The sequence below is a fragment of the Nocardia bhagyanarayanae genome (assembly GCF_006716565.1).
Classification (GTDB): domain Bacteria; phylum Actinomycetota; class Actinomycetes; order Mycobacteriales; family Mycobacteriaceae; genus Nocardia; species Nocardia bhagyanarayanae.
On record NZ_VFPG01000001.1, the window covers coordinates 3,158,131 to 3,173,523 of the forward strand.

General features: G+C 69.4%; 1 protein-coding gene. It reads left to right on the plus strand.

Annotation, left to right across the window (positions count from 1 at the left end; genetic code table 11):
* Positions 1-508 precede the first annotated feature (508 nt).
* Positions 509-15,367 (plus strand): type I polyketide synthase, encoded by a 14,859-nt coding sequence (locus FB390_RS13510; protein WP_281292307.1) that lies wholly within the window; start codon positions 509-511, stop codon positions 15,365-15,367.
* Positions 15,368-15,393: the final 26 nt, after the last annotated feature.

The window sequence follows — 15,393 nt, forward strand, 5'->3', positions numbered from 1 at the left end:
TGATACTCCCGGACGGTTGACAAGCTCGAGATCGTACAAATACTGTTCAGTAACCATGAATCCTGTGCTGCCGTACGAAATTCCGAGAGGGATCCTTGTGCCAATCCACATCGCCATAGCGTAGGTGCGACGTACGCACCTTGTTCGGGCACTAACCCTCTAACGCGCGCCGCAATCCTCTGGCATGCCCTGTAGCGCTTCTGTTTCCAGCGTCGCTCGCTGACTCGATTGCTCTACTGAGCCCCGACGGCACCGCTAGGTCCGGTCTGACCTGCGTTGTCTCCTCGTGGCTCGGCCTGTCCGTGGGAGATGCTCCGCATTATTGTGGAAAATGCTCCGCTTTATTCGGGGCGCTTCGCCGACCCTCGACCACGTCGAAATCGGTTATGTCGAAGCATGAACGTTCCGAGCCGGAACTGTCTCGATAAATCTTAATGCAATCTTTGGTTTAACCGTGAATCAATCGTGACGGGGGGTCACAGCGTGCACTGAGGAAGGATGGTCAGAGGTGACCGGATCGGCCTTTGCCGTCGCTATTGTCGGCATGTCCTGCAGAATGCCGGGAGCGGCCGATCTCGACAGTTTCTGGCAGCTCCTCAGAGCGGGGCGCGCCGCGATCGGCGCAGCTCCGTCCGCACGCGGGAACATCACCGAGCGGGCCGGATTCATCGACACCGCGGGTGAGTTCGACGCGGACTTCTTCGGGGTCTCGCCCAACGAGGCGCGGGCGATCGATCCGCAGCAGCTGCTCGCGTTGGAGTTGAGCTGGGAGGCGCTCGAGGACGCGGGCCTGGCCGCCACGGCACGCGATGACCGGCGGTGTGGCGTGTTCCTCGGCTGCACCGGTGGTGATTTCGCCGAAATCGTTGCTTCCCAAGGTGGTCCGGGCGTCAGCAGGCACTCGCTGTGGGGTGTCGGACGCGGCATCATCGCCAACCGCGTCTCGAACTACTTCGGTTTCAACGGCCCGAGCATCGTCATCGACAGCGCCCAGGCATCATCGCTGGTCGCGGTGCATCTGGCGTGTGAGAGCCTGCGCAGCGGCGAGAGCGACGTGGCCCTGGCCGGTGGCCTGAACCTGATTCTGTCGCCGACGAGCGGTGAACGGATCGAGCAGTTCGGCGCGCAGTCTGCGCTGGGCGCGTGCCACACCTTCGACGCGCGGGCCGACGGGTTCGTGCGCGGCGAGGGCGGCGGTGTGGTGGTGCTGAAACCACTGGCGCGGGCGATCGCCGACGGCGACCGGATTCGGGCCGTGATCCGCGGCAGCGCGGTCAACACCGGCAACGAACGCCGAGTGTTGAGCGCCCCGAGCCGGGATGCGCAGGCCACGGCGATCCGCTCCGCTCTGAGCGCGGCGGGTGTCGAGGCAGGGTCGGTGCAGTACGTCGAATTGCACGGCACCGGAACGCCCGCCGGTGATCCGGTCGAGGCCGCCGCGCTCGGCGAGACCTACGGCGCAGGCCGGGCGCAGGACGCGCCGCTGGCCGTCGGATCGGTCAAGACGAATATCGGGCACCTGGAAGGTGCTTCGGGTATCGCGGGTCTCGTCAAGACCGTGCTCTCGCTGAGTCACCGGGAACTGGTGGCCAGCCTGAACTTCGAGACGCCGAATCCGCGTATTCCTCTCGTAGATCTGGGTTTACGGGTCGTCACGGGCACCGAGGACTGGCCCGCGGCCGCGGTGCGCAGGGCAGGGGTGTCCTCGTTCGGCATGGGGGGATCGAATGCCCACGTGATCGTGGAGGAGGCGCCCGCCGTCTCGTCGACGGCGTCCACGGGCGACGGCGCGGTCGGTGCGGTGCCGTGGGTGGTGTCGGCCCGCAGCGAGGACGGCGTGCGCGCGCAAGCGGCCCGGCTCCGGGAGTGGCTGCTCCGCCATCCGGAGCTGGATGTGGTCGATGTGGCGCGTTCGCTGCTGACCACCAGAGCCCAAATGGAGTGGCGCGGCAGCGTCGTCGGGCGGGATCGAGAGGAGTTGCTGGCCGGATTGGCGGCCCTCGCCGACCCGACCGCGCCCGCCGCGGACGTCGAGCCGACCACCGCGCGGGCCGAACAGCGGCGGATCGCGTTCGTCTTCCCCGGGCAAGGCAGCCAGTGGGAGGGTATGGCGCTCGGGCTGTTGGATTCTGGTGGGGCGTTCGCGGAGTCGATCGCGGACTGCGAAGCGGCGCTCGCGCCGTACGTGGACTGGTCGCTGACAGCGGTGCTGCGTCGCGAGGGCGCCGCGCCCCCGCTGGATCGCGTGGATGTCGTGCAGCCGGTGCTGTTCGCGGTGATGGTCTCGCTGGCCCGGATGTGGCAGGCGGCCGGCGTGCAGCCGGATGTGGTGATCGGCCATTCCCAGGGCGAGATCGCCGCCGCGCACGTCGCCGGTGGATTGTCGCTGTCCGACGCGGCGCGCGTGGTGACGCTGCGGTCGCGGGCGGTCGCCGACGAGCTGGCCGGACAGGGCGGTATGGCTTCGATCGGACTCGGCGCGGACGCGGTCCGGGAACGTCTGTCGGCGTATGGGGATCGGTTGTCGTTGGCGGCGGTGAACGGACCGGCGCAGAGCGTGATAGCCGGTGATGTTCCGGCGATGGAGGAGTTTCTCGCCGCCTGCGCCGACGACGGTGTGTGGGCCCGCCGGATTCCGGTGGACTACGCGTCGCATTCGAAGGTGGTCGAGCGGCTCCGCGATCGGTTGCTCGAGGAACTGGAGCCGGTCCGCCCGCGATCCGGTTCGGTGCCTTTCTTCTCCACGGTTTTCGCCGACCAGTTGGATACGGCGGAACTCGACGCCGACTACTGGTATCGGTCGTTGCGGGAACCGGTTCGATTCGCCGATGCTGTCACGGCGCTGATCGGGGACGGTGTCAACGGATTCATCGAGGCGAGTCCGCATCCGGTGCTCACGATGGGCATCGGCCTGACCGCCGAGGCGGCCGGTGCGGCCGAGGGCGTAGCTGTCGTCGGCTCGTTGCGGCGCGGTGCGGGCGGCCAGGAACGGTTCACGGCATCGCTGGCAGAGGCCTATTGCGCCGGTGTGCCGGTGGACTTGCACGCGCTGGTCTCGGGTGGGGCGCGGGTCGATTTGCCGCCGTACGCGTTTCAGCGTCGCAATTTCTGGGCCGGTGCGCCGGTCACTTCCGGTGGCGGTGTCACCGATGTCGTCGCGGCAGCCGAGGAACAGACTCCCGAGGACCGAATTTCCGAAGAGCGGACGGGAGGCCGGGACAACGGCCCGCTAGCACGCAAACTGCTGGGTGCTCCCGAATATCAGCGCGACACAATAGCTCTCGATCTCGTTCGCGAGCACGCTGCTGCCGTACTAGGTCACGAGTCGGCTGAATCGATTCACCCCGACCTGCCGTTCACCGAGTTCGGCTTCGACTCCGTCAGCGGAGTCGAGTTGCAGAACCGGCTGATGCGGGCCACCGGTGTGCCGCTGCCGAGGACGCTCGTCTTCGACCATCCGACCGCGACCGCGGTCGCGGCGCTGCTACGGGCACGGGTCACCGGGACCGACCGTGGACAGCGGCGCGTCTCGCGCCGCGCTGAGCTCAGCCGCTCCGCCGGCCGACCATCCCCGACGTCGAACGAACCGATCGCGATCGTCGGCATGAGTGCCCGATTCCCGGGCGGTGTGCGGTCCGCCGAGGATCTGTGGAACCTGGTCGCCGAGGGCCGTGACGTGATCGGCGAATTCCCGACCGACCGCGGCTGGGACCTGGACCGGCTGTTCGATCCGGACCCCGACAAACCGGGCAAGGTCTACTCGCGCCATGGCGGATTCCTCGCCACGGCAGGCGATTTCGATCCGGGTTTCTTCGGCATCAGCCCTCGTGAAGCGCTGGCGATGGATCCGCAGCAGCGGCTTTTGCTCGAAACCGCATGGGAAGCCCTGGAGGACGCGGGCATCGACCCGACGTCGTTGCGGGGCAGTGACACCGGCGTCTTCGCCGGTGCCTGCTCGTCGGGTTACTCCGGCCGGGTGACCGGTGACCTGGAGGGATTCCGGCTGACCGGCACGTCGCACAGCGTCATCTCGGGTCGTGTCGCGTACGTGTTCGGCCTGGAAGGTCCGGCGGTCACCGTGGATACGGCGTGCTCGTCGTCGCTGGTGGCGTTGCACCTGGCGTGTCAGGCGCTGCGCCAGGGCGACAGCTCGCTGGTGCTCGCCGGCGGTGTGACCGTCGCGGCGAGTCCGTATCTGTACGTGGACTTCGCCAGGCAGCGCGGCCTGGCACCGGACGGTCGTTGCAAGGCGTTCTCGGCCGCCGCCGACGGTGTGGCGTGGTCGGAGGGTTCGGGTGTCCTTGTGCTCGAACGCCTTTCGGATGCCCAGCGGCTCGGCCACAACATTCTGGCGGTCGTTCGCGGTAGCGCGGTGAACCAGGACGGCGCGAGCAACGGTCTGACCGCTCCGAACGGTCCGTCGCAGGAGCGAGTGATCGCGCAGGCCCTCGCCAATGCCGGGATCTCGGCGGTCGACGTGGACGCTGTCGAGGCGCACGGGACCGGAACGACGCTGGGCGATCCGATCGAGGCACAGGCTTTGATCGCCGCCTACGGCCAGGAACGCGGCGATCGGGAGCCGTTGCGGATCGGTTCGGTGAAATCCAATATCGGCCATGCCGTGGCCGCCGCCGGTGTGGCCGGTGTGATCAAGATGGTGCAGGCGATGCGGCACGAGCGGTTGCCGCGGACGCTGCACGTCGATTCGCCGTCGCCGCACGTGGATTGGACTTCGGGTGCGGTGCGTCTGCTGACCGAAGCCGAACCGTGGACCGCCGCCGAGCGGGTGCGTCGGGCGGGTGTGTCGTCGTTCGGAATCAGCGGCACCAACGCGCATGTGATCCTCGAAGAAGCACCTGCCGCACCGGTAGCGCCCGCCGAGGTCGTCGAAGACGCGGAGCGGCAGTCGAACACGGCCGTGCCGCTCATCCCATTGCTGGTGTCGGGCAAGGGCGAGGCAGGATTGCGCGCGCAGGCCGCCCGGCTGCGTGCGTGGCTCTCGGAGCGGCCGGAGATCGACATCGCGGACGCGGCCTATGCGCTGGCGACCGCACGGGCCCAGCTGGATTCGCGGAGTGTGATCCTAGGTCGTGATCGAGACGAGCTGCTCGAGCGGTTGACGAGTCTCGCCGAATCGGGATCCGGCGCCGGTGTCGTTGTCGGCGCCGTCGGTTCGGGGCAGACGGCATTCTTGTGCACCGGTCAGGGCGCGCAGCGGGTCGGTATGGGCGCCGGGTTGTACGAGGCGTTCCCGGTCTTCGCGGACGCGTTGGATTCGGTGTGCGCCCAGTTCGATCCGGTGCTGGGATGTTCGCTGAAACAGTTGATGTTCAGCGGCGCCATCGGCGCTACCGGCGCCACGGTGCTGGATCGGACGGAGTTCACCCAGCCCGCGCTGTTCGCCTTCGAAGTGGCGCTGTATCGCCTGCTGGAGTCCTTCGGTGTGACCCCGGACGTGTTGATCGGCCACTCGATCGGAGAAGTCGCGGCCGCGTACCTCGCTGGCCTGTGGTCGCTGGAGGACGCCTGCCGGTTGGTGGCAGCGCGCGGCCGTCTCATGGGGGCGTTGCCCGAGGGCGGCGCGATGCTGGCCATCGCGGCCTCGGAAACCGAAGTGAACGCTGTGGTCGCCCGGTACCCCGGCCGAGTGTCGGTTGCGGCGGTGAACGCGCCTGCGGCCCTGGTGATTTCCGGTGACGAAGACGCGATCGCCGAGGTCGAATCCCTGCACGCCGAGCGCGGCAGGAAGACGTCACGACTGCGGGTCAGCCACGCCTTCCACTCGCACCGGATGGAGCCGATGCTGGCCGAATTCGAGGCTGTCGCGAAGGACTTGACGTACCACCGGCCGCGCCTGCCGGTGGTATCGAATGTGTCCGGTCGGCTGGCCGGGGACGAGATGACCGAACCCGCCTACTGGGTTCGGCAGGTGCGGGCCGCGGTGCGATTCGCGCCGGGCATCGAGACGTTGCTCGCCTCGGGTATCCGCCGATTTCTGGAGATCGGGCCCGACGCGGTGCTGGCGGCGTTGACCCGGCAGACCCTTCCGGAGGGCGCGGAGTCGGTGGTGATCGCGGCAGCGCGGCGGGAACACGATGAGCTCCAACAGTTCTCGACGATGCTGGCGCACGCGCACACAGCCGGTGTGAGCGTGGATTGGACGCCGCTGTTCGCGCGCCGGGCGATGCGACGAGTTCCGCTGCCCACCTATGCCTTCCAGCACCAGCGATTCTGGTTGCCGCCGCGTCCCGAAGCCACCGGCGAGACCGGCCACCCGTTGCTCACCGGTGTGGTGCCGGTGGCCGGTAAGGACGAGTTCGTTTTCACCGGCAGGTTCTCGCTGCCGACCGACCCGTGGGTCGCCGACCATATGACCTACGGCACCGTGGTGCTGCCGAGCGCGACCCTCGTCGAGTTCCTGCTCGTCGCGGGCAGCCGAATCGATTGCGGCGTCGTCGAAGAGCTGACCCTGGAGGCTCCGATACTCCCGTCGGAAGACGACGAGGTCGAACTCCAGGTGTCCGTGGGGGAACCCGATGGGACCGGGCGACGGCAGTTCGGTTTCTACTTCCGAAAGTCCGGTCGCGGATCGGGCGAATGGGTGCGCAACGCCAGCGGTGTACTGGCACCTTCGTGGGACGGCGACGACGCTCTGCTGAACCGGCTGCGGGACGAGGCATGGCCGCCGGTCGACGCCGAAACTCTCGACACCGCATGGATTCCCGAGCGGATCGCCGAGGGGTCCGGACTCGAATACGGTCCGGCGTTCATCGGTGTCGACGCCGCATGGCAGCGGGGCGAGACCGTCTTCTCCGAGATCACGCTGGACACCGCCGCCGCGCCGGAACCCGAGCGGTTCGATCTGCATCCCGCCCTGCTCGACCTGGTGATGCACGCCGGGCTGGCCGGGCTCGTCTGGCGCGATCTGGACAGCGATCCGAACACCGGCCGCTTGCTGTTCCGCTGGGGCGGGGCTCGACTACATCGGCCGGTGGTCAAGGCGACGACGCTGCGGGTCATCGCCGTGGCGACCGGACCGGAGACGATCTCCGTCGCGACCGTCGACGATTCGGGGCGGCCCGTGGTCTCCGTCGACGCGGTCGTCATGCGGCCGTACGACGTGAAACAGATGCGTGGCACCCTGGCCGGTGATGACGCCGACCTCTACGAGATCCAGTGGACGCCCGCGCCGGTAGCGGCGCCGAATGTGTCCGCGGACCGCATGGCCGTACTCGGTTCGGCGCCGGTCGCCGGAATCGACACCAGCTATTCCAGTCCTTCGGAACTCGCTGCGGCACAGACGATTCCGGACGTCGTGTGCTGGCATCCGGAGGTCGGCGCCGCGGCCGGCGACCCGGTGGTCGTTCGCGGCCACCTGGAAACGGCGCTGGCGACGGTCCAGGCCTGGCTGGCGGAAGACCGTCTGGCCGACACTCGCCTGGTCGTGCTGACCACGAACGGCGCCGGACTGCCAGGTGAGGCGCCGGATCTCGCCGCGGCGGCCGTCCGGGGCCTGATGCGCAGCGCGCAAACCGAATATCCGGGCCGATTCGTCCTCCTCGACGCCGACCCGTCGGCCGCCGCACCCGTGATCGACCCGACGCTGGTCGGTGCGGTTATCGCGACGGGCGAAGAGCAGGCCGCGGTGCGCGCCGGGGCGCTGCTCGTGCCCAGACTGGTGCGAGCGCGGGCCGAGGACGACGCCGACCCGGCATTTGGCACAGGCACCGTACTGATCACCGGCGGTACCGGCGGCCTCGGCGCACTCGTGGCTCGTCATCTGGTCTCCGCACACGGAGTTCGCCGTTTGCTGCTGGTGTCCAGGCGTGGTGAAACCGCCGACGGTGCAACGGAGCTGGCGTCCGAGCTGGCGGAAGCGGGCGCCGCTGTCCGGGTGGCGGCCTGCGATGTGGGCGATCGCGAAGCCCTTCGCGCCCTTCTGGATTCGATCGAGGCCGATCACCCGCTGACCGGTGTAGTACACGCGGCGGGCGTCCTCGACGACGGCACGCTCGCGGGCATGTCGGCCGGGCAGCTGCGGCGCGTGTTCGACCCGAAGGCTGCGGCTGCCTGGCATCTGCACGAGCTCACGCGGGATCGTGGCCTGTCGGCCTTCGTGCTGTTCTCGTCCGTCGCGGCGACGATCGGCACGGCGGGACAGGGCAACTACGCGGCGGCCAACGCATTCCTCGACGCGCTGGCGCACCGCCGACGCGCCGCGGGGCTGCCCGCGACTTCGCTGGCCTGGGGGCCCTGGAACTCCGCCGCCGGTATGACCGGCGGCTTGGACCGCGGCGCCCTCGCCCGCTGGGAAAGGCTCGGTCTCCACCCCCTCGGCAACGACGAAGGTCTCCGCCTGTTCGACGCGGCCACCGCCCGCGCCACCGCCCACGTGGCAGCGATCGGGTTCGACCCGGCGGAGCTGCGGCGCGAAGCGCGCGACGGTGCGGTGCCCGCGGTGCTCCGCGGTTTCCTGCCCCGCACCACGGACCGGCCCGCGGCGGCGTCGAGTTCGCTGGGCACCCGGCTGAGCCAGGTCCCTGAGGCCGAACGCGCCCAGGTGGTGCTCGACCTGGTCCGGGAACACGCGGCAGCCGTGCTCGGCCACGGTTCCGCCGACGACATCAATCCCGGCGAGCGATTCGACGCACTGGGATTCGACTCGCTCGGCGGTGTCGAATTCCGCAACCGCCTATCCAAGGCCACCGGTGTCCAGCTGCCGTCCACCCTGGTCTTCGACCACCCCACCGCCGCGGCGGTCGCCACCCTCTTGCACTCCAAGATCACGGGAACCGAATCCGGTGCCAAGGCGGCCCGCGTGTCGCGTCGGGTACGCGTGGACGAGCCCATCGCGATCGTCGGCATGAGCTGCCGGTTCCCCGGCGGCGTCCGAACACCGGAGCAGTTGTGGGATCTGGTGCGGTCCGGCACCGATGCCACCACGGAATTCCCGGACGATCGCGGCTGGAATCTCCAGCAGCTGATCGACCAGGATCCGGACAAGCCGGGGACTGTCTACAGCCGCGGCGGTGGATTCCTCGATGACGCCGCTGATTTCGACGCGGGATTCTTCGGGATCAGCCCGCGCGAGGCCCTGGCGATGGATCCGCAGCAGCGGTTGCTGCTGGAAGCCTCCTGGGAGGCGTTGGAGCACTCCGGAATCGACCCGGTCACGTTGCGCGGCAGCGATACCGGCGTGTTCGCAGGCGCGTGCGCTTCGGGGTACGTCGACCGGGTCACCGGCGACCTCGAAGGGTACCGGCTGACCGGCACCACCCACAGTGTCGTCTCGGGCCGCGTCGCCTACGTGTTCGGCCTCGAGGGACCGGCGGTCACCATCGACACCGCATGCTCGTCGTCACTGGTGGCCTTGCACTTGGCGTGTCAGGCCTTGCGTCAGGGCGAGACGTCGCTGGCCTTGGCGGGCGGCGTCACCGTGGCGGCGACCCCGTATCTCTCCGTGGATTTCGCGCGGCAGCGCGGCCTGTCGCCGGATGGCCGCTGCAAGGCGTTCTCCGCCGCGGCCGACGGTGTGGCCTTCGCCGAAGGCGTGGGTGTCCTGGTCTTGGAGCGGCTGTCGGACGCGCAGCGGCTCGGCCACGACATCCTGGCCGTCGTCCGGGGCAGCGCGGTGAACCAGGACGGTGCGAGCAACGGTCTGACCGCTCCGAACGGTCCGTCGCAGGAGCGAGTGATCGCGCAGGCCCTCGCCAATGCCGGGCTCACACCCGCCGACGTCGATGCGGTGGAAGCGCACGGGACCGGCACTCCCCTCGGGGATCCCATCGAAGCCAACGCGTTGATCTCCGCGTACGGACAGGAGCGTGGGGACCGCGAGCCGCTGCGCATCGGATCGATCAAGTCGAATATCGGTCACACCGTGGCCGCGGCCGGTGTCGGCGGCGTGATCAAGATGGTGCAGGCGCTGCGACACGAAACCCTGCCCAAGACACTGCACGCGGACGAGCCGAGCCCCCATGTGGACTGGTCCGCGGGCGATGTCCAGCTGTTGACCGAGGCCCAGCCGTGGCCCGCCGGTGGACGGGTCCGTCGAGCGGGCGTGTCGTCGTTCGGTGTCAGCGGCACCAACGCGCACGCGATCCTCGAGGAAGCGCCGGCCAAGGCAGTGTCGATGACCGAGCACGATTCGGCCTCGTCGAAAGTCGCTGTGCCGTGGACGATCTCGGCCAAATCGGAGGACGGCCTCCGGGCACAGGCCGAGCGGTTGCGTGCGTGGTTGATCGATCGCCCGGAGGCCGACACCTGGTCGGTGGCGCGGTCCTTGGTGGACACGCGGGCATCGCTGGATCACCGGGGGGTCGTCGTCGGCCGGGATCGAGACGAATTGCTCGCCGGTCTGGCCGATTTGGCGGTGGGTGCGCCGGGCACGATCGCGGGGACGGCGGGTTCGGGAAAGACGGCGTTCCTGTTCACCGGGCAGGGCGCGCAGCGGTTCGGGATGGGCGCGGGTCTGTACGAGGCGTTTCCGGTGTTCGCGGCGGCGTTGGACGAGGTGTGCGCGCAGGTCGATCCGTTGTTGGGTCGGGCGAACTCGTCGCTCCATCCCTCGACGAGCTCGGCGCTGTCGTTGAAAGAGCTCATGTTCTCCGACACCGAGGGGTTGTTGGATCGCACGGAGTTCACCCAGCCCGCGTTGTTCGCGTTCGAGGTGGCGTTGTTCCGGCTGCTCGAATCGTTCGGCGTGGCAGCGGATCTGCTGATCGGGCATTCGATCGGTGAGTTGGCGGCGGCGTATGTGGCGGGGGTGTGGTCGCTCGCGGACGCGTGCGCGCTGGTGGTGGCGCGGGGGCGGTTGATGGGCGCCTTGCCGGAGGGCGGGGCGATGCTCGCGGTCGCCGTGTCGGAGGCCGAGGCGTTGGCGGTGCTGGCCGAGTTCGGTGAGCGGGTGTCGCTGGCGGCGGTGAACAGCCCGTCGTCGGTGGTGTTGTCCGGGGAAGAGGCCGCGATAGCGCGGATCGGTGATCGGCTCGCCGGGCAGGGAGTGCGGATCTCCCGGCTGCGGGTCAGTCACGCGTTCCACTCGGTGGCGATGGAGCCGATGCTCGACGAATTCCGCGCTGTCGCAGAACGTTTGACATACCACGAGCCGTCGCTGCCGATCGTGTCGAACGTTTCGGCGGTCGTGGTCGGTGCCGAGCTGACCGATCCCGAGTACTGGGTCGAGCAGGTGCGAGCGTGCGTCCGGTTCGCGCCGGGGATCGACGCCCTGGTCGAGGCGGGCGCGCGGCGGTTCGTGGAGATCGGACCGGATGCGGTGCTCGCCGCGATGACGCGGCAATGTCTTGCCGAGACTCCGGCCGTCGAGGCCAAGTCCACGGTGGTCGCGGCCGCCCGGCGCTCGATCGACGAGCCGACCCAGTTCGTGTCCGCGCTGGCGCAAGCCGCTGTCGTCGGTGTCGGGGTGGACTGGACGCCGCTGTACGCGGGCCGCCGCACCGAGCGGGTGGCGCTGCCGACCTACGCGTTCCAGCATCGACGCTACTGGGCACAGCCGGTCGACGCGCCGGACCTGCGGCAGTCGGGCCTGGACGCCGCGGGGCATCCGCTGTTGGGCGCGCTGGTGCGGTTGCCGGAATCCGAGGACGTGGTGTTCACCGGAAGGCTGTCTCGGGCCGGTCATCCTTGGCTGGCCGATCATGCCGTCGCCGGGGTGACGCTGCTGCCCGGCGCCGCCCTCGTGGAGCTGGTCCTGCACGTGGGAACGGTGCTGGAACGCCCCCGACTCGCGGAGCTGGTCATCGAGGCGCCGCTGCCGATACCGGTGTCCGCCGGGTCGGCCGTCGAATTGCGAGTGGTAGCGGGTGGCCCGGATGAAACCGGCGCACGGACGGTGTCGGTGTACTCGCGATCCATCGGCGGTGCTTCGGACTCGCGCGGCGACGACCCGGACCGGTGGGTTCGCCACGCGGTCGCGACGGTCACCGCGGGATCGGACACGCCCCCGGTCGACTCCGTTCCGGTCAGCTGGCCGCCCGCGGACGCGACGGCGATCGCGATCGATCACGCCTACGCCGATCTGGCCGAGCGGGGCTATGAATACGGACCCGCGTTCCGCGGACTGACCGCCCTGTGGCGGCGCGAAGGCGAGGTGTTCGCCGAGGTCGTCCTGCCGGAGTCGGCACGTTCGGACGGCGCGCGATTCGGCGTGCATCCGGCATTGCTGGATGCCGCGCTGCACGCGATCCTGCTCGGTGGGCTGGCTCCCGACACCCGGGCCGGGATGATCGCCGTCCCGTTCTCCTGGGAGAACATCGCCCTGTACGCGACGGGCGCGACCACGGTGCGGGTCCGCGCCGCCGTGACCGGCTCCGGACGGGCGGGCGAGCCGATAACCGTAAGTCTGGCCGACCCGGCAGGCGTGGCTGTCGCCGAAGTGGGCGCGCTGACGCTGGGGATGTTGTCGGCCGACGCGCTCGGCTCGGCGCACCGTCGCACCGAAGGCATTGGCTACCAGCTCGATTGGGTTCCGCTACCCGAGCCCGCCGGTGCGCTCACCGCGGCCGACACCTGGAGCCGCGCCGAGGACGGCGATGGCGAAACCGTGACGATCGCGGGACGGGACGCGACGGTGGTGCGGCTCGACGCCACGACCGTCGACGGCGATCTCCCCGCGGCGGTGCGGGACCGGGTCACCGAACTCGCGGCGCGGGTGCGGCGACTGCTGACTCGGGACCGCCGCGTCATCGTGGTGACCCGGCACGCGGTCGCCATCCATGCCCACGAGCCGGTGGACCTGCCCACGGCGGCGATGTGGGGTCTCCTGCGTACGGCGCAGAGCGAGAACCCGGACCGGCTGCTCCTCGTCGATGTCGAGGACTGGGCGGATTACCGGACCGCCGTGGCACTGGCCTCGGCTACCGGCGACGAACCCCAGCTGGCCGTGCGGCGCGGAAAGGCATACGCACCGCGGCTGAACCGCGCCGGTTCGAACCCGCTCGAAGTCGCGTCGCGCAATACCCCGGTCGACGCGGTCGTGCCTGGAAGCGCTGGCGTCGCGCCCCCGGACGGACCGTATCGAACGTCACCGTGGGAGCTGACGGTGCTCGGCAAGGGCACGCTCACCGGCGACAACTTCGCCGTCAGCGACGATCCGACGGCGTCGGAACCGCTTGCCCCGGGGCAGGTCCGGGTGAGTATGCGGTCGGTCGGCCTCAACTTCCGAGATGTGCTGATCGCGCTCGGTACCTACCCCGACCCAGCCGCGCGAATCGGCGGCGAGGGCGCCGGGGTGGTGGTGGAGGTCGCACCGGATGTGACCGAATTCGCCCCCGGCGACCGGGTTTTCGGGTTGATCCCGGGCGTCGGATCGGTGGCGGTGGCCGATCACCGACTGCTCGCGCCGATTCCGCGTGGCTGGTCGTTCGCTCAGGCCGCGGCGATTCCGATCGTGTACGCGACCGCCTACTACGGTCTCGTCGATCTGGCCGGTGCGCGCCCCGGCGAGACGCTGTTGCTGCATGCGGCCACGGGTGGTGTCGGCCTGGCGGCCGTGCAACTCGCCCGACACCTGGGCCTGCGATTGTTGGTCACCGCCAGCGAGCCCAAGTGGAAAGTCCTGCGTGACTTGGGATTCGACGACGCTCAGATCGGCAACTCGCGCACGCTGGATTTCGAGCGGAAGTTCCTCGACGCCACCGACGGTCGCGGTGTGGACATCGTGTTGGATTCGCTGGCGGGCGAATTCGTGGATGCGTCGTTGCGTCTGCTGCCGCGCGGTGGCCGGTTCGTGGAAATGGGCATGATCGACCGGCGGGATCCGGCCGAGGTGGCCGCCGAACATCCGGGGGTGGACTACCACAGTTTCGTGCTGATGGAGGTCGATCCGGATCGGCTGCACGAGATTCTGACCGCCCTGGTCGAGCTCTTCGAGGCCGGGAAGCTGACGCCGACCCCGCCCACCGCGTCGGACCTGCGGCACGCGCCGGATGCCTACCGGTACCTGAGTCAGGCCCGGCATATCGGCAAGAACGTGCTCACCGTGCCGGCGCCGTTGCGGCCGGAGGGCACTGTTCTCGTCACCGGCGGCACCGGAGGATTGGGCGCGGTGGTCGCGCGACACCTGATCACCGCGCATGGCGTGCGCCGGTTGGTGTTGGCAGGTAGGCGGGGTCCGGAAGCGCCGGGTGCCACCGAACTCGCCGCCGAGCTGACCGCGCTCGGCGCGCACGTGGACGTGGTCGCGTGTGACGCGGCCGATCGCGCCGCACTGGACGCGGTGCTGGCGGGAATACCGTCGCGGCATCCGTTGACCGCTGTCGTGCACGCGGCGGGTGTGCTGGCCGACGGTCTGCTCGCCACCATGACGCCGGAGCAGATCGCGCGGGTGTTGCGGCCGAAGGTGGACGCGGCCTGGAACTTGCACGAGGCGACCAAGGACTTGGATCTGTCGGCGTTCGTGCTGTACTCCTCGATCGCGGGCGTGATCGGCAATCCGGGCCAGGCGAACTACGCGGCCGCCAATGTCTTCCTCGACGCGTTGGCGCAACACCGGCACGTCACCGGTCTGCCCGCGACGTCGGTGGTCTGGGGGCCGTGGCAGCAGAGCGGCGGGATGACCAGCGCGCTCGGCGAGGCCGACCTGGCCCGCTTGCGGCGTGCGGGTCTGCTGCCGTTGGGCGACGAGGACGGCATGGAGCTGTTCGACGCCGCGCTGGCGGGCGGCCGGTCGTCGTTCGTGGCGGTCCGGATCGACCGAACGGCTCTCGGCGCGGCGGCTCCCGATGACGTGCACGCGGTCATGCGGGAGATCGCCCCTGGCTCGTCGCGACCGGCGCGGCGCGGGGTGGGCGATCCGGCGGGCGCGACGGCGCCGAATGGGCGCCCCGCGGGGGCCGCGACCCTGGCGGCGCAACTGCTCGGCCGTTCGACAGCCGAACAAGAAGGTCTGCTCCTCGACGTGATCCGGGCTCAGGCCGCGGTCGTCCTGGGACACTCCGGTGCGGACGCGACCCCGCCGGACAAACCGTTCAGTGATATCGGGTTCGACTCGCTGGGCGTGATGGAGTTCCGCAACCGGCTGAAATCCGCTGTGGGCGTGGAGTTGTCCGCGACCGCGATGTTCGACTATCCGACGCCGGAGGCGCTGGCCGGTTTCCTCCGCCAAGAGCTCGTTCCGGCGGAGGACCCCGCGGAGCGCATCGCGGCCGAGATCGATGCGCTGGCGCGCAGTTGTGCGAACGCCGAGCTGTCGGCCCCGGACCGGGCGGATATCGCGAGCAGATTGACCGCACTGTTGCGTGAGCTCGAAGGCAAGGACGTCGGTGACATCGAGCTGGACGGCGGCGCCGACAGCCTCGATTCCGCCGACGATCGCGAGCTTTTCGACTTCATCGACCAAATCAGCTGAAGCAAGTTCAGCGCCCCTCAGCTGAG